We start from the raw sequence: 20378 nt of genomic DNA, 5'->3' as shown, positions 1-20378 counted from the left end.
CTCATAGGATAAACCCACCTTATTTAGGATTCCGAGTATTTAGATTGATACCCCGCAATAATTTGATTTTGCTGCATCAGTAATTGAGTAAATTCTTCGATCCTGAGGTGTAAATTACCCTTTTGCTCAAGCCCGGCACAGGCCTGAATAAACGATTTAGCCTGCAGTAGGTGGGCACCGCCTTTTACCTTATGAACCAGGCCAGTGAAAGTCGCTTCATCACATTGATTGCCTCGTAATATTTCAAGAGCTTCATCATGAACCTTTTTAAACTCATTCAAAATGACCAATATATGATCTGGATTTTGTTTGAGTAGGTTTGCAAATACATTAAATGAATATTCCCCGTCAGGACTGTCTAGCACATCCTCCTCAAAAACTTCTTGTACTGAGAAGTGGCGTGTTAATTCATTTTCTAGCATCATTAAACTCAATGGCTTAATGAGGACGCTATTCATGCCGGCAGCAAAGAACTGATGGCGTGAATCCAGCGCGTAAATATCTGCGGTCACGCCGATGATCACCAGATCGCGATGTCCAAGATTGCGGATGCGCTTAGCCAGTTCTGAGCCCTGCATGCCAGGTATAGATTGATCTGTAAGTAAAAGGTCGAAATTGGATTGAGTAATTAAATCTAAGGCGGTATGTGCGTTATCGCAAACCACGGCCTCAATACCTAGGGCTTCTAGCTGCAAGGAAATAATTTGCCTACTGGCGGGATGATCCTCTACCACTAGGGCACGTAGGGAGAGGTTGGATTTATTCTGGGATCTAAAGACTAGTTTTTTGGAGGGAGGGGTGTGATTGCTTGTTAACTCCTGTCTGGATGAGGCTATGCTGGTGCGAGGTAATGCTATTGAGAAATGAATATTGCTACCAAATCCTGGTGCACTATCAAAAAACAGCTGACTGCCCATGGAGTGAACCAAGTGATTGGTGATAGTGAGCCCAAGACCGGTTCCATTATGTTGCTCAGTAGTACCTGGAATTTGCTCAAATGCCTGTAAAGCAAGCTCGATATCCTCAGATCCCATACCAACACCAGTATCAATTACCCGAAATTCAATTAATTGCCCTGCATGGTCATCTGCTAAAACGCTAATGGAGAAATAAATTTCTCCATGCTCGGTGAATTTAATGGCATTGCTAATGAGGTTTTGCAGGATTTGCCGAAGCCGAAGTGCGTCAATCATCAGCACTTGTGCAATTCGAGAATCTTTTGATGTGTGAAGCGTAAGATTTTGAATTTTGGCAACGGCTGAGAATGCTGAATCAATATCGTCAATTAAAGTGTTGAGACAACAGGGCTCTAAATTTAGAGTCAGCTTTCCTGCTTCTATTTTGGAAAGATCTAAAACCTGATTTAAGATACCTAAGAGTGACTCGGCTGATGAATGGGCACTTTTGAGTAATGCTTTTTCATTTTTAGGGAGTGGGCTATTGAGCAATAGCTCTTGTACTCCTAAGATAGCATTCATGGGTGTACGAATTTCATGGCTCATCGTAGCTAGAAATGACGATTTCGCCGCATTTGCTTTTTCTGCAAGCTCTTTAGAGTTCATGAGGCTTTTAGTTTCTTGTGTATGCAGTTGATTTTTTCTCTTCATATGCCAAAGCAACATCATCCCGCCAATTAAAGCTGTCAAGGCAGACACCCAGGCAAGTTTTGAGTGGATGGAGTCTGTATTTTGATCAAAATCTTCACTTGAGTGAATTGCAAAGAGATTGCGCGACTCTATAGGATCCAAGTGATTAAGAAAATTCTCAAGAACTCCATGTAAGGCCTCGTTCTGATGGGTAATAAGCCAGCGATATGCAAATGGTTCGCGGCTATATAGACCATTTAATTGCAATTGCTGACCATATGCGCTTTGAATCAGTCGTTGTGCAAGTCGAATTGGTAAGACAAGCGCTTCAATATCATTTTTAAGTAGGGCCAATATTAGGTTATCCGCATAACTAGAAATCTTGGCTTGTGGGTGTGCGGGTAATGGTGGGTTTTCATAGCCACGATCGAAGTAAGCAATATTGATGGGTTCAATAGACATATCGCTTTTTGAACGCTTAGTCAGAATGGCATCATGACCCCAAAAGATTGCCTCTGATAGAGAGCCGAACCTCAGATATTCGTCATCCAGGGCTGGCGGATCAATAATGAAGTCGACTTCCCCGCTGGCGAGATGTTGCAAACCCTCCTGATCGCTCTTGCGCCATTTAGGTAGAAATTCTTGCTTAGTAAATTCACTGAGCTTACTCAAAAGACTATGAAAAATACCAACCTCACCTTTTTCATTAGGTCCTAAATAAGGAGCGTACTTTTCATGAATGCTAAAACGTACTACAGGATGTGCATCGACCCACCTTTGCTCAGCCGAATTCAGCAATTTGGCATTGGCGTTGCTCATTAACCCATTAAAGAGAATAAAAAAAGCAATACGGGCGATAGATCGACGCATGCTGGTTTAGCTTTCGATAATGTTGTTCATGCGGCAAAATAAAATGAGGTCGGCAATATTGTTTATGCCAAGTTTGTCAAAGACTCTAGTCTTGTAAGTGGCCACCGTCTTATTGCTGATATGCAACATATCGGATATCTGTTGATTGGTGTTGCCCTTACCTAGATATTTCATGACCTGTAATTCACGATCAGAAATTAGTGCGAGCTTATCGTTGTCACTTAATGAGCTATTTCCATTTTTGCCATGAGTAAAAAAGTTATAGCCTTGAGAAATGGCAACGCAGGCAGCCAAAATGACATCTGCCCCTGCAGTTTTATTAACAAAGCCGTGACCGCCTAATGAGCGCACTCTACCGCCATATACAGCCTCATCCATACTGGAAAGTACCAGCATACGAACGTCGGGATACATCAGCCCGATGCGACGAATAACATCAAATCCATCGGTCTTGGGCATATCCAAATCCAGAATCACCATGTTGGGATTTACTTCCTTCATAGATCTAAGGCACTCTTCGCCGTTCTGAGCTTGTCCCGCAATTTCAAATAACAACTGGTCCTGCAACATACTTTTAAGCGCCATCAACATTGCTGGATGGTCGTCTACCAACATCACGCGTTTTCTCATTACTTGTCTCCATTAGGGTTTAGGTGTTGATGAGGGTGCAGCGAAAAAATGGCTTTAGCGATACGGCTATCATTTATTTGAAGCATTTGGTGGCGGCTGACTGGCGCCATCATGATTCCGCCATATGCGTGGTCAGCAATGAGGGTTGAGGCTCTCTCCAAATCTTTGACTAAGCCAACATTCCTTGCGTAAATTTGTGTTAGCGAGTAAGGTGACTGCCTTAGCAGAGAGAGCGCATTACTTTCTAGATCGTGTTCACGTACTTTGCTCATATCAATATGAACCCCGTCCAATTGCATCTCAGCAATCCAATGCAACTCCTCAGAACTTCCGCAGAAATTTAAGAAATGCAGCAAGACTCCAAGTCTTCGTAAGCGAAGCAAACCTTCTTTAAAGGAATCAACATTTGCGGAGTCTGGAATGGATTGAAGACCAATCGCCAACAAGCCAACCGGTAAGCGGGAGTTCAAAATCAATTCACTCATTACATCTACATAGCCACTTGAAGCTATGGCATGGGTTGGTATTGGCAGAATTCCGGGGATAAAGCGACCACTGCGATACCAATAGGCAACGGTGTCTAGACCTTCCATAAAAAGGCGTAATAGCTGCATGTCTGAGGCATTCAGCAGCGGTCTAAATAAAGATCCTGTCAGTTTTGTTCCCTTGCAGTTAAAAATGGGTTCATGACTAATCGCTTGTCGTTTAGACCAGGATTGGTGTTCTTCGAGGGCTTGGCTGCTAAGGCCAAGCCAGGGGTCGCCATAGGCGTCTCGTACTTCGTGGAAGGGTTTGTTCTTCCATGCCTTTACAAGCGTGTACAGCCGGGATTTCAGGCTCATCAGCATTCTCCAATCGGTGACTGTCCAGTCTAGGCAGGACAGATTGGAGCGGTAAGGGCTTTAGGCTGATTTATCTGTAGGAAATGACCTACTAGCCTTTCCCAATTATAAAAAGGGGCTAAATCCTTAAAGAATTTATGGTGATCCACCCTTGAAATACTGAGAATGAGACCTATATAATCAGCACTCCCTACACGCGAGTGCTAAAAAGGTCATTTAATCTTAAATTACCCCAAAACTCCGTGTAATGAGATTTTAAAGCTTTGATTTATATAGTTTATTTAAATAGTTAACACTTACTAACATAGGAGAAGAGATGAATTTGCGTCCCTTACATGATCGCGTAATCATCAAGCGTTTAGATCAAGAATCAAAAACTGCTTCCGGAATCATCATTCCTGACGCTGCTGCAGAAAAACCTGATCAAGGTGAAGTTTTGGCAGTAGGTCCAGGCAAACGTGATGACAGCGGCAAATTAAACGCGCCTGACGTCAAGGTAGGCGATCGCGTTTTGTTTGGTAAATATGCAGGTCAAACAGTAAAAGTTGACAGCGAAGAACTCATCGTGATGCGTGAAGACGACATCATGGCTGTTGTACAGAAGTAATTTCGGCATCTAAGAGAGGAATTTAATCATGGCAGCAAAAGACGTTGTATTTGGAGATAGCGCCCGCACCAAGATGGTCGAAGGCGTAAACATTCTTGCTAATGCAGTGAAAACAACTTTGGGACCAAAAGGTCGCAACGTGGTAATTGAGCGTTCATTCGGTGGACCAACGATTACTAAAGACGGTGTATCCGTAGCAAAAGAAATCGAACTCAAAGACAAGCTCCAGAACATGGGTGCGCAGATGGTGAAGGAAGTTGCTTCTAAAACTGCTGACATCGCTGGTGACGGTACAACTACCGCTACTGTTTTGGCTCAATCCATCGTCCGCGAGGGTATGAAATATGTAGTTTCAGGTCATAACCCAATGGACTTGAAGCGCGGTATCGATAAGGCTGTTACAGCTGCAATCGAAGAGCTCGCCAAAATTAGCAAGCCTTGCACAACCACTAAAGAAATTGCTCAAGTAGGTTCAATCTCTGCAAATAGTGACCACAGTATTGGTCAGCGTATTGCTGAAGCAATGGAAAAAGTAGGTAAAGAAGGTGTTATTACTGTTGAAGATGGCAAGTCTTTGGAAGACGAGCTCGAAGTAGTTGAAGGTATGCAGTTTGACCGTGGCTACCTTTCTCCATACTTCATTAACCAACCAGAAAAACAAGTTGCCGTACTGGAAAGCCCATATGTTCTTTTGTTTGACAAGAAGATTGCCAACATCCGTGATTTGCTCCCAGTACTCGAGCAAGTAGCCAAATCTGGCCGTCCATTGTTGATCATTGCAGAAGATGTTGAAGGCGAAGCCTTGGCAACTTTGGTTGTGAATAACATCCGCGGCATTATCAAAACCTGTGCTGTTAAGGCTCCTGGTTTCGGTGATCGTCGCAAAGCAATGTTGGAAGACATCGCAATTTTGACTGGCGGCACAGTGATTGCTGAAGAAATTGGCCTCACACTCGAGAAAACAACTCTTGAGCACTTGGGCCAAGCTAAACGTATCGAAGTAGGCAAAGAAAACACCATCATCATTGACGGTGCTGGCGATGCTAAAGCGATTGAAGCTCGCGTGAAGAATATTCGTGTTCAGATCGAAGAAGCGACTAGCGACTACGATAAAGAAAAATTGCAAGAGCGTGTAGCCAAGTTGGCTGGCGGTGTTGCGGTGATTCGTGTTGGCGCTGCTACTGAAGTAGAGATGAAAGAGAAGAAAGCTCGTGTTGATGATGCATTGCATGCAACTCGTGCAGCTGTTGAAGAAGGTATTGTTCCTGGCGGTGGCGTAGCGTTGATTCGTGCAATGCAAGGAATCAAGGGCTTGAAAGGCGACAATGCTGATCAAGACGCTGGTATCAGCATCGTATTGCGTGCTATGCAAGAGCCATTGCGCACTATCGTTAGCAACGCTGGCGAAGACGCAGGTGTGGTTGTTAATGCTGTACAGGCAAGTAAAGGCAATAATGGCTACAACGCAGCTACCGGTGAATACGGCGACCTCGTAGCCCAAGGCGTTATTGACCCAACAAAGGTAACTAAAACTGCATTGGTAAATGCAGCTTCTGTTGCTGGCCTATTGTTGACTACTGATTGCGCAATCTCCGAAGCGCCGAAAGATGAATCTGGTGCTGGTGGTATGCCTGATATGGGTGGCATGGGCGGTATGGGTGGCATGGGCGGTATGATGTAATAGCTCTACCTCTCCAGCTAGCTTGCTGTAGAAACAAAAACGCCTGGTTCAAAAGACCGGGCGTTTTTTATTTGGTCGTAAATTCAAGATGAATAGCTGATATTGTAATTAAGCTCAGACGATAGATAATTTAATAGCTCATCTTCCCTATGTATGCTTTGTAGTTGATCTTTCGGGATGGTGATTTGAATGGTATTTTCATCAATGAGTTTACGAGTTTGACCGTGCATCCCTAAGAGGTTAGATAAATCAAGGTCATCATGGAATATCGGCCCCAAATACTCAACAGAGAATTGTTTAGCCAGGTGATTTGGGGCAAACCTAATTCCTAGTTTTTCTAATTGAAGCCTGTAAATTCCAGTGAGCTGTACATCTTCATTTTGAAGAATTTGCTCCTCCGAAAAATAATATAAAGCACCATGGCAGCTAGGGACCTTGAGAAATTTTTTACTGCGTAAGCTTAAGCCACCGTTTTGAATCACGATTGGAGTTGGGTTGGATGTTCCAACCCATTGATAAGCCGGAACTAGTTCGCTGCCAACAAATGCAGCATGGCATGGCCCGCCTATATAGTCATAGTCAAAATAGTCTTTTTTCCAACTTTTTCCATTAATCACCCAGCCATCATCCTGAACAATTAAACAAAATTCAGTCAGAATAAAATTATGCAATGAGAACATCACAAATAGACTGTATTGGCGATAGTCCAAAGGGAGTATTTCAGTCCAGTCGATTTGGGATGGGAGATTTATTGGTTTTTGGGGTGATAGAAGGAGGCCCTTGCTTCCTGGAAGTTCCTTCATTGATCTTAGGATTGCTGGTATTGCAGCTGCGCCATCATTATGACCAAAGATGGATGTAACCGTAAGTGATGAGTAGTCAGACATTGAAAGGGATGAGTTAAATCAAACTTTTTTTGATTAAATGCGGAAACTTTTCCATTTCTGCTTTAATTTCAGGCGGGTAATAGCCGATTGGGTGAAAGGCCCACTCATGGTCTGATCTTCCGAGGTGATCCACCCCAAGGTTGATGCAACTTTCTAGATGGAGTAAGTTATTTATTTCTGCAGTGTTAGTTTCTTGATGCGCAAAAGCGCTAATTTTTTCAGATACTTTTTGGGCTCCACCTAAGTAGGAGAAATGCCAGCCAACGCCAGCAATAATAGGGAGCTGCTCTCCCACCCTAATTTGGGAAATATTTGGATTTTTTTTGAGATAGGCAGCTTTAGCACAAAAAGCATGAATCCATTTTGAGTTACTTTGGCTAATACCAACACAATTTAAATAATAGTGATGAAATTGCATTTCCAGTCTGGCGGCTTCTAAATCGTATTGGCCTGATCTAATAAAGTCTGCAAAAGTAGGATTCCATATTTCATCTACGTCGCAAACAATGACTATGTCTGCAGAATCTAAGTTGTCGATAAAGTGGCTAAGATAATTTCTTTGTCCTGTTTCGATTTGCCAAGAGGCTGAAGATGGATCATAAGATTTTTCTTTTTTAGAGAAATCAAATTGAGTTAAATCGGGCTCATATTGGAGGTACGTAATTTTTTTAGCCCATGGCAGGAATTCGCCTTGATGGTCCAGAAAATTATAAGGTTTAGTTTGACCGCTGTGAGTAGTATTAGATTCGCATATAACAAACTGGTCTACTTTGTCATAAAGAAGATTCAGTCGAATCTTTAATGTATCAATTTCATTGAAAAATATAAATGCGTCTATTATTTTCATATGAGTTTAATGGGTTTCATAAATCACAAGATTTGAAAGTAAATGATAAGCTATCAATGATTATAGGTTGAGTTAGGGATACATTGTAATGATTAGCGTGGAAATGATAGGTCGCCTTGGAAATCATATGTGGCAATATGCTGTATGTCGTACTCTTGCTGAGAAGAATGGATATGACTTTCATATCCCCAGATCTTTTTTGGGGTCAGAAATATTTGACTGTTCTCTTGGCGTCGAGAATGATAAAACACAGATGCAATATACCGATAGCTATATGCATAATAGTTTTATGGCGCAGTTTTACAACCCGAATATTATTCACTTACAAGATTTCACAAAACTAGTTGGATTCTTTCAGTCGGAAAGATATATCCTTGAAAATAAATCAAATATTCAAAAATGGTTCTCCCTAAAAAATCCTAATCTTGAATTGATTGAAAAGTTGAACCTTGCTGATGAGGTATGCGTAATTAATTTTAGAGGCGGGGACTATAAAGATATTCCAGACGTCTACTTAGGTCCGGACTATTGGAAAAATTCAGTTGAGAAAATGAAAAAGTTGCATGGTAATTTGAAATTTATTGTTGTTACTGATGATGTAGATGCGGCGGCCAAATTATTCCCTGAATTTCTTGTACATCACTTTAGTGTTTCTGAAGACTTTTTATTAATTACCCATGCCAAATACTTAATCATTGCAAACTCTACATTTTCCTGGTGGGGCGCATGGTTAAATAAAAACTGCAAAACTGTAATTGCACCCAAGTATTGGATGAGGCATAACCAAAGTAATGGTTGGTGGGCGCCCGGTGAGAGCATTACAAAAGGATTTTTTTATATGAGTCAGGATGGAAAGCTTTATACCTCAAGTGAGTGTGTAGATGAGGTGAATGCGCTTGGTCTTAGCTACTCCAAATTCCCTTATTAAAAGATCAGCTTTTAGCACCAATCTTTTATTTTGGAAAAGCATATTTCTCCCTTAGTTGAATTAGGGATCCTAAAGGATCATGAGCCTCGGCTACAAGATTTAGTTTGACCATATTAGGATGAGAAATATGTTTCGTATAAATATCTTTCAATAAATTTTGCATGCCATGATCTCTAATACTATGGATTAAATCTCGCAATGCTGGAGGCGAGCCCATTCTAGCTAGGATGGGCCCTATTAACTCAATTAATTGAGATTCTTGGAAAAATATTGGAAATGTTGCTGGGTAATGAAACCCAAATACATTGGGTTTAAATTGCCCATGGCTTCCAGCATCGTATGCAAAATCACTAGCTAGCCCACAAAGCAAACTGAATATCGTGCTGTTCAAGTAGGGATCGATAATGAGTGCAAATATATTGGTCCTCTAGCTGATCGTAAGGATTTTGAAGATTGATCTTGATGCCTAATTCATTAATTTTATTAGCTAACCGCACTGAACGTAGACTAAATCCACCATTTCCAACCCATGAGCCCTTGGGCGCACCAATATAGTCGTATTTCAGAAACTCATCTGACCATGATGGCGGATTCAATGGAAAGCCATCCCATTGAAATACTAGAAAATGGCTGGTTTTAATTAATGCTGGAACTTGTGTAAATAGAATATGCCCATACTCGTTCGCAGTTGAAAATGGATCAATTTTGATGAAATTAATCTTTTCATTAGTGTCGGGCTGCTCATCTGAAAACACTTGAATCGTCTCTAGATTTTCTAGTCTTTGTACCATCTTAATCGCAATATTCGACATTTTTTTGTCGGGGTAAGTGTCAATAATCACTGCAGAAATTTTTACCATAATTCAAAGAAATAAAGAGTTTGAAGAGTGTGAGAATTTTACAGGCTTAATGCGATGAATAGGCAGCTGCTTTGTTGTGATGAAATTAACATAAATTAAGGCTGTTTGAATGATGCATAAGAAAGGTTAATTCTTTAGCGCTTTTATATGGGGGGGCTAATGCCTATTGCATTTGGGTGTGTAGGATTGCAGGAAATCCAAGATTTTTCAGATCATCTGAGGGTGGCACGCGTGGTATGGGTGGCGTGATGTAATGACCCCGCCTCTCCGGCTGGTTTGCAGTAGAAACAAAACGCCTGATTCAAAAGACCGAGCGTTTTTTATTTGGTACAGTAAGTCCATGAAAAAATCATTTGCATTTCTGGCAATCTCTCTTCTGCTGACAATAGGCGAGGCTTGCGCTCAAACTCCTACCCAAGGAACACCAACCTATGAAAAAACTATAGCGAACTTGCGTAATCAGCGGTACTGTGAGGTTTTGATAGGTAAGCGAGATTGGCTCAAGCTTGAAGTGAGAGTATTTAATACTCAGGGCCTTAATCTTTGTCCTGAGGCGCAGTGGAAGGCATTAACTAAAGAGTCAATTGCCAACTCTTATGATGCCTCATTTGTTCTGCTCAATGGTCCACGTTATTGGATGATGGATGAAATTCAAGCATCGGGAAATACGGTGAATGATGTCAAAAAAATGTTTGGCGGCATTGAGATGAATTTACGAGCAACAGTAAAATTAAGTTTGCTAAAACAGTTGATGGGTAGCAAGAACTACACGGCCAATGAAGTTGCCCGCACTACCAACTTTATTTATAGGGCCGGTAGCACTATTTATGAGCTCACTTCACCGGTAGACGAGGTTTATGTGATGCAGTCATATGCACAAATAGTGAATCCCAACTTGAATATGAAAGACTTACCCGTACTAAGTGAGCAGTTGAAGTTGCCTGCTGGCTGGACTTATCGAAGCCGCGTACTGGATCAAGATCTTTCTTTAGTAGCTAATGGTATTGCCTACGTATTGCAGGACAATTTATCTAATAGCTACCAAAGAAGATAGATTTCCATCAGGAGATTATTGCAGTAGCTTTTGTGCTCGTAATAAGTCTGCATTAAATGATTCATATGGAAAAAGTTGATTTGGAAACTCTAGGGCAAAAATCACATAAAGTGCAAATCCCATCAGCCCCAGGTAAAGAGCGGTTAAGAACCAATCCTCTTCATTTTGAATGGCCATAGCATAGCCACTTAAAAGTGCGCCAATTGATAGTAGGGTAAATAGAAAGCGCTCAAGAACCGGTGGAGGATGATGTCTAGCGTTCAACATGCCATCACGTAAAACCTCCATTAGATGGTCGGCTTGAGGCCTTAAGATCTTATCGGCCAACTCTCTAGTGCCAATTGGTGCGCGAGGAATGCTCAATACCATTAATTCATTAAATTCATTTAACTGATTACCTAGGCGAGCAATATTGACATTTAGGTCAGCGAATGTCTTGACCTCCATATAGAGCTCAAGACGATCTTCAAGAATTTCTTTCAGGGAGTTGCGTACCTCAATTTGGTCTTTTGGAGCGAGGTATTTACTAGATTGGTAGATTTGGGTAATGGCATCCGCTTGTGCGCGCATGAGACTAACACGTTGATCGAAATGATCATTTGCACCCGAAATGCAAAGCCGAAAACTAGGGCTGATAATCCAAAGATAGCGGCTGCCAAAGAATCTCGAACGATTACTTGATTTGAGGTATGCAGTCGATATTTCCCAAAAATCCAGCCTATCAATAAGAATATTAGGATAGAGGCAAAAAATATGAGGGGCGCATATTTAACAATGTTGAGATGATTCCCAATAAAATTCGGCATGGCAAATTCTCGTAAGGTAGTACAGCTAAATTGAGGAGTTTGTTAAGTGTAATAAAAAACCGCCAGAAGGCGGTTTTTTATTTAATAGAATAGTCTGAAGCTTGGTTTATTCAACAGCCTTAACCATCTCCTCAACAACCTTCTTCGCATCACCAAAGACCATCATGGTTTTATCCATGTAGAAAAGTTCGTTATCTAGGCCAGCATAACCGGCAGCCATAGAGCGCTTGTTAACGATGATGGTTTTGGCTTTAAAGGCCTCTAAGATTGGCATACCAAAGATTGGGCTGCCTGGAGTGCGAGCTGCTGGGTTAACTACGTCGTTAGCACCAAGCACCAAGACTACGTCGGCTTGACCAAAATCACTATTGATATCTTCCATCTCGAATACTTGATCGTAAGGAACCTCAGCTTCAGCCAATAAAACGTTCATATGACCAGGCATACGACCGGCAACTGGGTGAATAGCGTATTTCACGGTAACGCCATGGTGAGTTAACTTTTCAGTTAATTCTTTCAAAGCGTGTTGAGCACGCGCAACTGCTAAACCATATCCAGGAACAATGATGACTGTGTCGGCGTTCTCCATGAGGAATGCGGCATCTTCAGGCGAACCTGTTTTGTAATTCTTAGGGCCGCCATCATCGCCGCCACCTGTAGCAGCTTCTGCGCCAAAGCCCCCAAGCAATACAGCCAAAATAGAGCGGTTCATCGCCTTACACATAATGTAAGACAGAATTGCACCAGATGAGCCTACGCAGGCACCTGCAATAATCAATACGGGGTTGTTTAAAGTAAAGCCAATACCTGCAGCTGCCCAACCAGAATAACTATTGAGCATCGATACAACCACTGGCATATCGGCGCCGCCGATAGGGATAATCAAGGTCACCCCCAATACCAAAGCGATCGCACACATTGCCAAGAATGCTGCATGGCTATCACCCATATAGTAGGCAATACCAGCGCCAACCATTGAGACGGCTAAAAGTAGATTGAGCAAATGTTGGCCAGCAAAGCTCACGGGTTTGCCGCTGACCTTACCAGATAACTTACCGAATGCAATAACAGATGCAGTAAAGGTAATGGCACCGATAAACGCGCCAATAAAGAGTTCAATCTTTTGTGCGCCAGTATGGTCGTGTGCAGGATTAAATACCGCAGCAATCGCGATCAATACAGCTGACAAACCAACGAAGGAGTGCATTAAGGCCACCAGCTCAGGCATCTTGGTCATTTGCACACGCTTGGCAGCAATGATGCCAATAACAGCGCCGCCAACGATTGCAACAATGATTAATGAAAATACAGGCTTGAAGTCTGGAATCATGAATGTTGTGATCACTGCAAGCAGCATGCCAATCATGCCGAAGGTATTACCTTGGCGTGAAGTGGTTGGTGAAGACAGGCCACGCAAAGCGAGGATGAACAACACCGATGAGATGAGATAAGAAATAGCGGTTATGTTTGACATAGTTTTGGTCTCTATATAGGTCTTGTTCTAGGTTTATTTAGTTCCAGCCGCATCAGCCTTAGGGGCTTTTTTCTTGAACATTTCAAGCATGCGACGGGTGACCATAAATCCACCAAAAATATTGATAGATGCGAGAAATACAGCAACTGCACCAATGATGCTGGTGAGGGTAATTTCATCGCCACCGATGACTTCAGTTTGAAGCAATGCGCCAACGATGATGATGCCGGAGATGGCATTGGTTACCGCCATAAGAGGTGTATGAAGTGCAGGGGTAACGTTCCAAACTACGTGATAGCCAACAAAAATAGCCAACACAAACACAGTGATGTTCTGAACGGTGAGGATGCTTTGAAAGGCAGCGAGATCCATAATATTTCCTTAGTATTTTTTACTATTAATTCTTGCGAATGGCTTGGCCATCACGGCACATTAAGCAAGCAGTGACAATGTCGTCATCGGTTGGAATTACCAACTTCGCTTCTTTATCTACGATGAGCTTCATAAAGTCGAGCAAGTTACGTGAGTAGAGAGCGGATGCATCTGCTGCAACCATGCTAGCTAAATTGGTATAGCCCACAATCTTCACGCCATTCACATCAATCACTTTATCTGCCTGAGTTAAAGGGCAGTTACCAGAACCGTTCTCACCTTTGCCTGCAGCCAAGTCAATCACGATTGATCCTGGTTTCATGTTAGCCACAGTGTCACTGTGCAATAGAACCGGAGGTTTACGTCCAGGGATTAATGCAGTAGTGATGACGATGTCTGCTTGTTGTGCGCGTTCAGCAACTAATGCTGCTTGGCGCTTCATCCAAGCTTCAGGCATTGGACGGGCATAACCACCAACGCCTTGAGCAATTTCACGTTCTTCATCGGTTTCGTACGGAACGTCAACAAACTTAGCGCCTAAAGATTCAATTTGTTCTTTAGCTGCAGGACGAACATCTGATGCTTCAATCACAGCACCGAGGCGCTTTGCAGTGGCGATTGCTTGCAAACCAGCAACACCTGCACCCAAGATCAAAACGCGAGCTGCTTTAACAGTTCCCGCAGCGGTCATCAACATTGGCATAAAGCGTTGATATTCATTAGCAGCAACCATCACTGCTTTATATCCAGCAATATTGGCTTGAGAAGACAAGACGTCCATGCTTTGTGCACGTGTTGTACGTGGTGCAGCTTCTAATGAGAATGCGGTAACGCCTTGAGCCGCCATCGCAGCAATCATGTCGTTATCAAATGGATCGAGCATGCCCAAGAGGACTGCGCCAGACTTAATTTGTTTAAGCTCAGCCGCCTCAGGCGCGCGCACCTTAAGAACAATCTCAGCACCAAATGCGTCAGCTGCGCTACCAATAGTCGCACCAACAGCTTCATACGCAGAATCGGGTTGACTGGCTTTTACTCCGGCATCTTTTTGAATGACGACGCTATGACCTTGGCCAATGAGTTTTTTAACGGTTTCTGGTGTAGCGGCTACTCGAGTTTCCCCGGGCCTTGTTTCCAGTGGCACTCCTATGCGCATGGCATGTCTCCAAAAGCAAAATTTTTCAAAAAATCTATTTTATGTATATATACGCAATTGCGTATATATAGATACCCTTATACATAAAGCCCTTCAGACCCACTTAGAATTGCACTAATTTTCTTTAAGGCTTCTACAATGGGGTTTATCAGCTTATATTGAATTCTCGCATTTTTTGATGATCCCGCTCAATTCTTCCGCAATCCCATCGCCCCAGACCAAGAAAGTCGTTATTGGCATGTCTGGAGGGGTAGATTCGTCGGTTGCCGCCTGGATGCTCAAGGAACAAGGCTTTGAAGTTATTGGCCTTTTTATGAAGAATTGGGAGGACGATGACAACGACGAGTACTGTTCTGCTCGCCAGGACTGGCTAGACGTGGTTTCTGTGGCCGATATGATCGGCATAGACGTTGAGGCCGTCAATTTCGCTGCTGAGTACCGTGAACGTGTATTTGCTGATTTTTTGCGCGAATACGCTGCAGGGCGAACACCTAATCCCGATGTGTTGTGCAATGCTGAAATTAAGTTCAAAGCTTTTTTAGATCACGCCATGAGCTTGGGGGCTGACGCGATTGCCACAGGCCACTATGCGCGCGTGCATCACGAGGGCGGAAAAGTCCAGCTATTAAAAGCAGTCGATGCGAGCAAAGACCAAAGTTATTTCTTGCATCGTTTAACGCAGCAGCAATTAGCAAACGTCATGTTTCCGCTGGGAGAAATCCCTAAAACGGAAGTTAGAAAAATTGCCGAGAAAATTGGTTTGCATAACGCCAAGAAAAAAGATTCCACTGGAATTTGTTTTATTGGTGAACGTCCTTTTAGAGAATTTTTAAACCGCTATTTACCTCGTATACCTGGTCCCATTAAAACGCCAGAGGGCAAGACTGTTGGTGAGCATATGGGCTTAGCATTCTTCACCTTAGGTCAGCGCAAAGGCATTGGTTTGGGCGGCAGTCAGGATGGTAATGGTGATGCTTGGTATGTTGCCCGTAAAGATATCCCGAATAACACTCTATATGTAGCTCAAGGCCACGAGCACCCATGGCTATTGGCTCACAAGCTTTCTGCAATGGACGCTAGCTGGGTATCTGGTGCAGCACCAATACCTGGAAGCTATTCCGCTAAGACGCGTTATCGTCAAGCTGATTCAGATTGCACCTTAATTGCTGGTAATGATGCGCAAAGTTTTGAATTAAGCTTTCCGGATGCGCAGTGGGCAGTAACACCCGGACAATCAGCTGTTCTCTATGACGGTGAAATTTGTTTAGGCGGTGGAATTATCTCCGCATAAATTTGATCATCAGATACAAAAAAGCCAATCAGTTTTGATTGGCTTTTTATTTGAGTTGAAAGTTGATTAAGCAGCAGGCGGCACAGTTTCCATAAACGAAGGTCGCTGCAATAATTTCTGATACAAGCGATCTAAGTTTGGATGCTGCGTTTGCCATTTCACTTCAGGAAAGCGAAACAATAAATAACCAATGGCGCAACCGACGGCGATATCCGCTAAGGTCATTTGATTGCCATGACACCATGGGTTTTCACCGAGTTGCTCGGACATCTCGCTAAGGGCGGCATCGATCTTGCCCATTTGGCGGTCATACCAAGATTGGCTTTGCTGCTCTGCCGGGCGCAAGGTACGCTCTAAACGAGCCAAAATACCGGCATCCATAATTCCGTCAGCCAGGGCTTCCCAGGTTTTAACGGCGGCACGCTCCCGGTTGTCAGTAGGGATAAGCTTGCTGACTGGGCTTAGGCCATCTGCGTACTCGGCGATTACACGGGAGTCGTAGATAGCATCCCCATCGTCAGAAATAAGGCAAGGAACCTTCCCTAGGGGGTTTGTGGCACCTATTTTGGTGTCTGCGGCCCAAACATTCTCTAATTCGAGGTCAACATCGACCTTTTTCTCGTTAAAAACAATGCGTACTTTACGTACATAGGGGCTGGTGAGGGATCCGATAAGTTTCATGGGATCAAGTATAGCCATCCTATTTGAGGTTTGCTGGACTCCCAAACGCATTAAAATTAGCTTTTATTGACATCTTCAATGCAAAGGCAATATTCGTGAGTCAGCCGCTTTCTACCCTTAATGCCCTTTCCCCTCTAGACGGCCGTTATGCCGGAAAACTAGATGCTTTGCGTCCCTGGCTTTCAGAGGCGGCTTTTATGCGCCAGCGTGTGTTTGTGGAAATCCATTGGCTTTTGGCTTTGGCTGCAGCTGGTTTGCCTGATGTGCCAAAAATTAATGCTGCTGACGAAGCTTTCTTGCTATCTCTTCCTGAGAATTTTTCCGATGCGGATGCGCAGAGGATTAAAGATATTGAAGCGGTTACTAATCATGATGTCAAAGCGGTTGAGTATTTCTTAAAAGAAAAAGTTGCTGGTCGTCCTGATTTGCTTAAAGCTAGTGAGTTCATTCATTTTGCTTGCACCTCTGAAGATATCAATAACACCTCACATGGTTTGATGTTGCGTGGCGCACGCGATGAAGTACTTTTGCCGCAACTTCGCAAAGTACTTTCTGTTCTGACTGACTTAGCTCTTGAGCACGCTAAGGTTCCACTTCTTTCGCGTACCCATGGACAACCTGCTTCACCAAGTACTCTTGGAAAAGAAATTGCGAATATTGCTAAGCGTTTAGAGCGTGCGATCGATGCAATTGCAGCAGTGCCTTTGCTAGGTAAGATGAATGGTGCAGTTGGCAACTACAACGCCCACTTATCTGCTTACCCTGATTTTGATTGGGAAAATTTCTCCAAGAACGTAGTAGAGAAGCGTTTAGGTTTGACCTTCAATCCTTACACTATTCAAATTGAGCCACACGATGGTATGGCGCAACTCTTTGATGCGATTGCTCGCGCCAATACGATTCTCTTGGATATGGATCGTGACTTCTGGGCATATATCTCTGTTGGGTATTTCAAGCAGCGCACTAAAGCGGGTGAGATTGGCTCATCAACTATGCCGCACAAAGTAAACCCCATTGACTTTGAAAATTCTGAAGGTAACTTAGGTGTTGCCAATGCCTTACTGCGTCACCTTGCTGAAAAATTACCAATCTCTCGTTGGCAACGTGACCTTACTGATTCCACCGTATTGCGTAACTTGGGCCCAGCCTTTGGTCATAGCGTATTAGCTTATGACAGCGCCCTGCGTGGACTTGGTAAGCTGGAAGTCAATCTTGCAGCAATTGCCGCTGACTTAGATGCATGTTGGGAAGTATTGGCTGAGCCAGTACAAACCGTCATGCGCCGTTATGGCATTGAGAACCCCTACGAGCAGTTAAAAGAATTGACTCGTGGCAAAGGTATTAATCAAGCTGATTTGCAAACCTTTATTCGTGGCTTGAAGATTCCTGAGGATGCAAAAGCACGCTTGTTGGAGATGACCCCCTCTTCTTATCTAGGTAAGGCGGTCGAATTGACCGAACGTCTGAAAAAGTGAGTTTGACTACCAATTCAGAATACGGGGTACGTCCCCGGATCTGGTTTGCTGTTTATCAATTGTTATGGCATCTCTTATTGCCGTTAGCATTTGTTCGATTGGCTTGGCGCGCACGTCATGCCTTTTCTTATCTGCATCACATTCCGGAGCGACTGGGTTTTGGCTACAGCAAGCCCATTACTCAAAGGTCTATTTGGATTCATGCGGTATCAGTAGGCGAAACCCGAGCTGCACAGCCGCTGATTGATGCTTATTTGGCTAGAGGCGAATCAATTCTCCTTACCCACATGACATTGAATGGACGCCGCACTGGTAAGCAATTATTTGCGAAAGAGATCGCCTCTGGACAAATTCGACAAGTCTATTTGCCATATGACATATGTTGGGCTGTAGAACACTTCTTGAAGACCTTTAAGCCAAAGCTCGGCCTATTTATGGAAACCGAAGCATGGCCAACAGTCGTTTTTCGTTGTAAAGAAATTGGTTTACCTCTATTTTTGGTTAATGCCCGTTTATCAGAGCGTAGCGCGCGTCGTGTGAATCGTTTTGGCAAAGCGGGGCGCGCGTTGTTTCAAGCCTTTGCAGGTATCTTGGCTCAGACTGAATTTGATGCACAGCGTTATCGCAGCTTGGGTGTTCAAAATGTGCAGATTGTGGGCAATCTGAAGTTTGATGTCCCATTGGATTCTTTTCTTGTAGAGCAAGGTAAGGTTTGGCAACAGGGCATACACGCAGATAATCGCTTAATGGTATGCGCCGCAAGTACCCGTGATGGCGAGGAGGCCATCATTCTTAAAGCTTGGAATGATTTGCTGTTAAGCAACACCTTCCCTATAACTCCCTTGTTATGTCTAGTGCCACGCCATCCGGAACGCTTTACTGAAGTAGCTGATCAGATTAATAGCGCTGGCTTAAAGTTTCGTAAACGTAGCGAGTGGTCAGGTATTCCGAGTGAGTGTGATGTTTTAGATGTTGTTCTGGGCGACACCATGGGTGAGATGCCGATGTATTACAGTGCCTCGGACTTGGTATTGATGGGCGGAAGCCTACTTCCTTTTGGAGGTCAAAATCTTATTGAAGCCTGTGCCGCTGGGTGTCCTGTTTTATTGGGTGAGCACACTTATAACTTTCAGCAGGCCGCCTTAGATGCGATTGATAGTGGGGCAGCTAAGCGAGTCAAGGGCGAGTTACTATTAACCGAACCAATTGCCCTAATGGAATCTTTGAAAGAGTTGCTCTTAAATACGGCTGAGCTTAGAAGAATGAGCGAAGCGGCGAAGGCATACTCAGTGAAACATCAAGGTGCAACTAAGAAAATCTTAGCCGCACTTGATCAACAAACTCAATTACTGACTTAAACCCGCGCCCCGTAGTTAGGGTCGTCTTTACGAGCTTCGTCATCTGGCTTTTTATCGCCTTTCACCAAATCTTCACGAGTAACACCAAGCCACATTGCTAGTGCTGCGGCAACGAAGACTGAAGAGTAAATGCCGAACAAAATACCAATTGTCAGTGCCAAGGCAAAGTAAAAGAGCGTTGGACCGCCGAAAATGAGCATTGCCAAAACCATCATCTCAGTACTGCCGTGGGTAATAACAGTACGGCTGATCGTGCTAGTAATTGCATTATCAATAATCTCGCGGGTGTTCATCTTGCGGTATTTGCGGAAGTTTTCCCGGATACGGTCAAAGATCACCACAGATTCGTTTACTGAGTAGCCGAGAACCGCTAGGACTGCTGCCAATACCGACAGAGAAAACTCCCACTGGAAGAAGGCAAAGAAACCCAAGATGATGACAATGTCATGCAAGTTTGCAATGATGCCTGCAAGCGCAAACTTCCACTCAAAGCGGAAGGATAGGTACACAACAATGCCAATGATCACAAAGATCAAAGCCTTAATGCCATCAAATGCGAGCTCTTGACCCACTTGCGGACCAACAAATTCGACGCGTTGAAGTTTCACGCCAGTAGTGGCGGGATCTAATACCTGCATCACCGCATTACTTTGATCGGCTGATGAGATTACCTTACCTTCAGCATCTTTTTGCAATGGTAGGCGAATCATGACATCGCGCGAGCTACCAAAGTTCTGAATCTGCGTATCTGCGTAGCCAAGTTTCTCAACTTTAGAGCGAATCGAATCTAGCGGTGCAGTTTGTGGATAGCTGACTTCCATGACCGTACCACCAGTAAATTCGATGGAGAGGTGTAGGCCGTTATGCCAGAGGAAAAAGACTGCTGCTAAAAAGGTAATTAAAGAAATTGCATTGAGCGCCAATGCATGGCGCATAAAAGGAATATCTTTTTTAATGCGGAAAAATTCCATGG

General features: G+C 43.5%; 19 protein-coding genes. 7 read left to right on the top strand and 12 right to left on the bottom strand.

The annotated features are described in order from the left end of the window. Positions 1 to 23: 23 nt before the first annotated feature. The 3 genes from ICN23_RS02995 to ICN23_RS02985 are packed head-to-tail and all read right to left on the bottom strand — an operon-like array spanning position 24 to position 3928. A complete protein-coding gene (locus tag ICN23_RS02995) occupies positions 24 to 2456 on the bottom strand; it encodes an ATP-binding protein (protein WP_255532683.1) in 2433 nt (810 codons plus the stop codon). A gap of 6 nt (positions 2457 to 2462) precedes the next feature. Then, positions 2463 to 3086 (bottom strand): response regulator transcription factor, encoded by a 624-nt coding sequence (locus ICN23_RS02990; protein WP_215347694.1) that lies wholly within the window; start codon positions 3084 to 3086, stop codon positions 2463 to 2465. After that, positions 3086 to 3928 carry a diguanylate phosphodiesterase gene (locus ICN23_RS02985; protein ID WP_216230850.1) on the bottom strand — a complete coding sequence of 281 codons (843 nt, stop codon included), beginning with the start codon at positions 3926 to 3928 and terminating at the stop codon, positions 3086 to 3088. The genes ICN23_RS02990 and ICN23_RS02985 overlap by 1 nt, the downstream gene beginning before the upstream one ends. Positions 3929 to 4244: 316 nt before the next feature. Between ICN23_RS02985 and ICN23_RS02980 the strand changes: the two genes are divergently transcribed. Continuing rightward, positions 4245 to 4535 (top strand): co-chaperone GroES, encoded by a 291-nt coding sequence (locus tag ICN23_RS02980; protein WP_072582790.1) that lies wholly within the window; start codon positions 4245 to 4247, stop codon positions 4533 to 4535. 28 nt (positions 4536 to 4563) lie between these two features. Beyond that, on the top strand, positions 4564 to 6216 hold the full coding sequence (gene groL, locus ICN23_RS02975) for a chaperonin GroEL (RefSeq protein ID WP_216212525.1): 1653 nt from the start codon (positions 4564 to 4566) through the stop codon (positions 6214 to 6216). Positions 6217 to 6299: 83 nt separating this feature from the next. Here groL and ICN23_RS02970 read toward each other — a convergent pair whose 3' ends face one another. Both ICN23_RS02970 and ICN23_RS02965 read right to left on the bottom strand, forming a co-directional pair. Continuing rightward, positions 6300 to 7103 (bottom strand): DUF5672 family protein, encoded by an 804-nt coding sequence (locus tag ICN23_RS02970; RefSeq protein ID WP_216230849.1) that lies wholly within the window; start codon positions 7101 to 7103, stop codon positions 6300 to 6302. Between the two features lie 13 nt (positions 7104 to 7116). Beyond that, positions 7117 to 7950: a hypothetical protein gene (locus tag ICN23_RS02965; protein WP_216230848.1), complete on the bottom strand. Its 834-nt coding sequence runs from the start codon at positions 7948 to 7950 to the stop codon at positions 7117 to 7119. Positions 7951 to 8038: 88 nt separating this feature from the next. Here ICN23_RS02965 and ICN23_RS02960 point away from each other — a divergent pair, with 88 nt between their 5' ends. Next, a complete protein-coding gene (locus ICN23_RS02960; RefSeq protein WP_216230847.1) occupies positions 8039 to 8878 on the top strand; it encodes an alpha-1,2-fucosyltransferase in 840 nt (279 codons plus the stop codon). A 350-nt stretch (positions 8879 to 9228) separates the two neighbouring features. Here ICN23_RS02960 and ICN23_RS02955 read toward each other — a convergent pair whose 3' ends face one another. After that, positions 9229 to 9690, bottom strand: coding sequence for a DUF5672 family protein (locus tag ICN23_RS02955; protein ID WP_216230846.1), 462 nt, complete (start codon positions 9688 to 9690; stop codon positions 9229 to 9231). A gap of 388 nt (positions 9691 to 10078) precedes the next feature. On the opposite strand from ICN23_RS02955, the gene ICN23_RS02950 reads away from it, so the two are divergent. Next, positions 10079 to 10792, top strand: coding sequence for a hypothetical protein (locus ICN23_RS02950; protein WP_216230845.1), 714 nt, complete (start codon positions 10079 to 10081; stop codon positions 10790 to 10792). Between the two features lie 15 nt (positions 10793 to 10807). Here ICN23_RS02950 and ICN23_RS02945 read toward each other — a convergent pair whose 3' ends face one another. From ICN23_RS02945 to ICN23_RS02930, 4 genes are all read right to left on the bottom strand, one after another. Continuing rightward, entirely contained in the window at positions 10808 to 11362 is a 555-nt protein-coding gene (locus tag ICN23_RS02945) for a hypothetical protein (RefSeq protein ID WP_216230844.1), read from the bottom strand. 342 nt (positions 11363 to 11704) lie between these two features. Then, entirely contained in the window at positions 11705 to 13072 is a 1368-nt protein-coding gene (locus ICN23_RS02940; RefSeq protein WP_216230843.1) for an NAD(P)(+) transhydrogenase (Re/Si-specific) subunit beta, read from the bottom strand. Between the two features lie 33 nt (positions 13073 to 13105). Beyond that, positions 13106 to 13444: a proton-translocating transhydrogenase family protein gene (locus ICN23_RS02935; RefSeq protein WP_011903634.1), complete on the bottom strand. Its 339-nt coding sequence runs from the start codon at positions 13442 to 13444 to the stop codon at positions 13106 to 13108. Positions 13445 to 13469: 25 nt separating this feature from the next. Continuing rightward, positions 13470 to 14600 carry a Re/Si-specific NAD(P)(+) transhydrogenase subunit alpha gene (locus ICN23_RS02930; protein ID WP_216230842.1) on the bottom strand — a complete coding sequence of 377 codons (1131 nt, stop codon included), beginning with the start codon at positions 14598 to 14600 and terminating at the stop codon, positions 13470 to 13472. A gap of 178 nt (positions 14601 to 14778) precedes the next feature. Here ICN23_RS02930 and mnmA point away from each other — a divergent pair, with 178 nt between their 5' ends. Continuing rightward, a complete protein-coding gene (gene mnmA, locus ICN23_RS02925) occupies positions 14779 to 15891 on the top strand; it encodes a tRNA 2-thiouridine(34) synthase MnmA (RefSeq protein WP_216230841.1) in 1113 nt (370 codons plus the stop codon). 66 nt (positions 15892 to 15957) lie between these two features. Here mnmA and ICN23_RS02920 read toward each other — a convergent pair whose 3' ends face one another. Next, positions 15958 to 16572, bottom strand: coding sequence for a glutathione S-transferase N-terminal domain-containing protein (locus ICN23_RS02920; RefSeq protein ID WP_216230840.1), 615 nt, complete (start codon positions 16570 to 16572; stop codon positions 15958 to 15960). 95 nt (positions 16573 to 16667) lie between these two features. Between ICN23_RS02920 and purB the strand changes: the two genes are divergently transcribed. Further along, complete coding sequence (gene purB, locus ICN23_RS02915) at positions 16668 to 18047, top strand: adenylosuccinate lyase (protein ID WP_215347678.1); 1380 nt, start codon at positions 16668 to 16670, stop codon at positions 18045 to 18047. After that, positions 18044 to 19405, top strand: coding sequence for a 3-deoxy-D-manno-octulosonic acid transferase (locus ICN23_RS02910; RefSeq protein WP_370624749.1), 1362 nt, complete (start codon positions 18044 to 18046; stop codon positions 19403 to 19405). Before purB ends, ICN23_RS02910 begins: the two co-directional genes overlap by 4 nt. On the opposite strand, the gene secF is transcribed toward ICN23_RS02910, so the two are convergent. Then, a complete protein-coding gene (gene secF, locus ICN23_RS02905; protein WP_216230839.1) occupies positions 19402 to 20376 on the bottom strand; it encodes a protein translocase subunit SecF in 975 nt (324 codons plus the stop codon). The genes ICN23_RS02910 and secF overlap by 4 nt on opposite strands. Positions 20377 to 20378 lie beyond the last annotated feature (2 nt).

The organism is Polynucleobacter sp. MWH-Jannik1A5, assembly GCF_018881795.1.
GTDB lineage: Bacteria > Pseudomonadota > Gammaproteobacteria > Burkholderiales > Burkholderiaceae > Polynucleobacter.
The sequence above is the reverse complement of the archived record's forward strand: the minus strand, read 5'-3'. Positions and strand labels throughout refer to the sequence as shown.

Excerpts from the sequence above, each read along its gene's own strand:
- secF (WP_216230839.1), bottom strand. The coding sequence starts at position 20,376 with ATGGAATTTTTCCGCATTAAAAAAGATATTCCTTTTATGCGCCATGCA.
- mnmA (WP_216230841.1), top strand. The coding sequence starts at position 14,779 with ATGATCCCGCTCAATTCTTCCGCAATCCCATCGCCCCAGACCAAGAAA.
- groL (WP_216212525.1), top strand. The coding sequence starts at position 4,564 with ATGGCAGCAAAAGACGTTGTATTTGGAGATAGCGCCCGCACCAAGATG.
- ICN23_RS02990 (WP_215347694.1), bottom strand. The coding sequence starts at position 3,086 with ATGAGAAAACGCGTGATGTTGGTAGACGACCATCCAGCAATGTTGATG.
- ICN23_RS02960 (WP_216230847.1), top strand. The coding sequence starts at position 8,039 with ATGATTAGCGTGGAAATGATAGGTCGCCTTGGAAATCATATGTGGCAA.
- ICN23_RS02930 (WP_216230842.1), bottom strand. The coding sequence starts at position 14,600 with ATGCGCATAGGAGTGCCACTGGAAACAAGGCCCGGGGAAACTCGAGTA.
- ICN23_RS02950 (WP_216230845.1), top strand. The coding sequence starts at position 10,079 with ATGAAAAAATCATTTGCATTTCTGGCAATCTCTCTTCTGCTGACAATA.
- ICN23_RS02995 (WP_255532683.1), bottom strand. The coding sequence starts at position 2,456 with ATGCGTCGATCTATCGCCCGTATTGCTTTTTTTATTCTCTTTAATGGG.
- ICN23_RS02935 (WP_011903634.1), bottom strand. The coding sequence starts at position 13,444 with ATGGATCTCGCTGCCTTTCAAAGCATCCTCACCGTTCAGAACATCACT.
- ICN23_RS02945 (WP_216230844.1), bottom strand. The coding sequence starts at position 11,362 with ATGCGCGCACAAGCGGATGCCATTACCCAAATCTACCAATCTAGTAAA.
- ICN23_RS02985 (WP_216230850.1), bottom strand. The coding sequence starts at position 3,928 with ATGAGCCTGAAATCCCGGCTGTACACGCTTGTAAAGGCATGGAAGAAC.
- ICN23_RS02940 (WP_216230843.1), bottom strand. The coding sequence starts at position 13,072 with ATGTCAAACATAACCGCTATTTCTTATCTCATCTCATCGGTGTTGTTC.
- ICN23_RS02920 (WP_216230840.1), bottom strand. The coding sequence starts at position 16,572 with ATGAAACTTATCGGATCCCTCACCAGCCCCTATGTACGTAAAGTACGC.
- ICN23_RS02980 (WP_072582790.1), top strand. The coding sequence starts at position 4,245 with ATGAATTTGCGTCCCTTACATGATCGCGTAATCATCAAGCGTTTAGAT.
- ICN23_RS02955 (WP_216230846.1), bottom strand. The coding sequence starts at position 9,690 with ATGTCGAATATTGCGATTAAGATGGTACAAAGACTAGAAAATCTAGAG.
- ICN23_RS02970 (WP_216230849.1), bottom strand. The coding sequence starts at position 7,103 with ATGTCTGACTACTCATCACTTACGGTTACATCCATCTTTGGTCATAAT.
- ICN23_RS02965 (WP_216230848.1), bottom strand. The coding sequence starts at position 7,950 with ATGAAAATAATAGACGCATTTATATTTTTCAATGAAATTGATACATTA.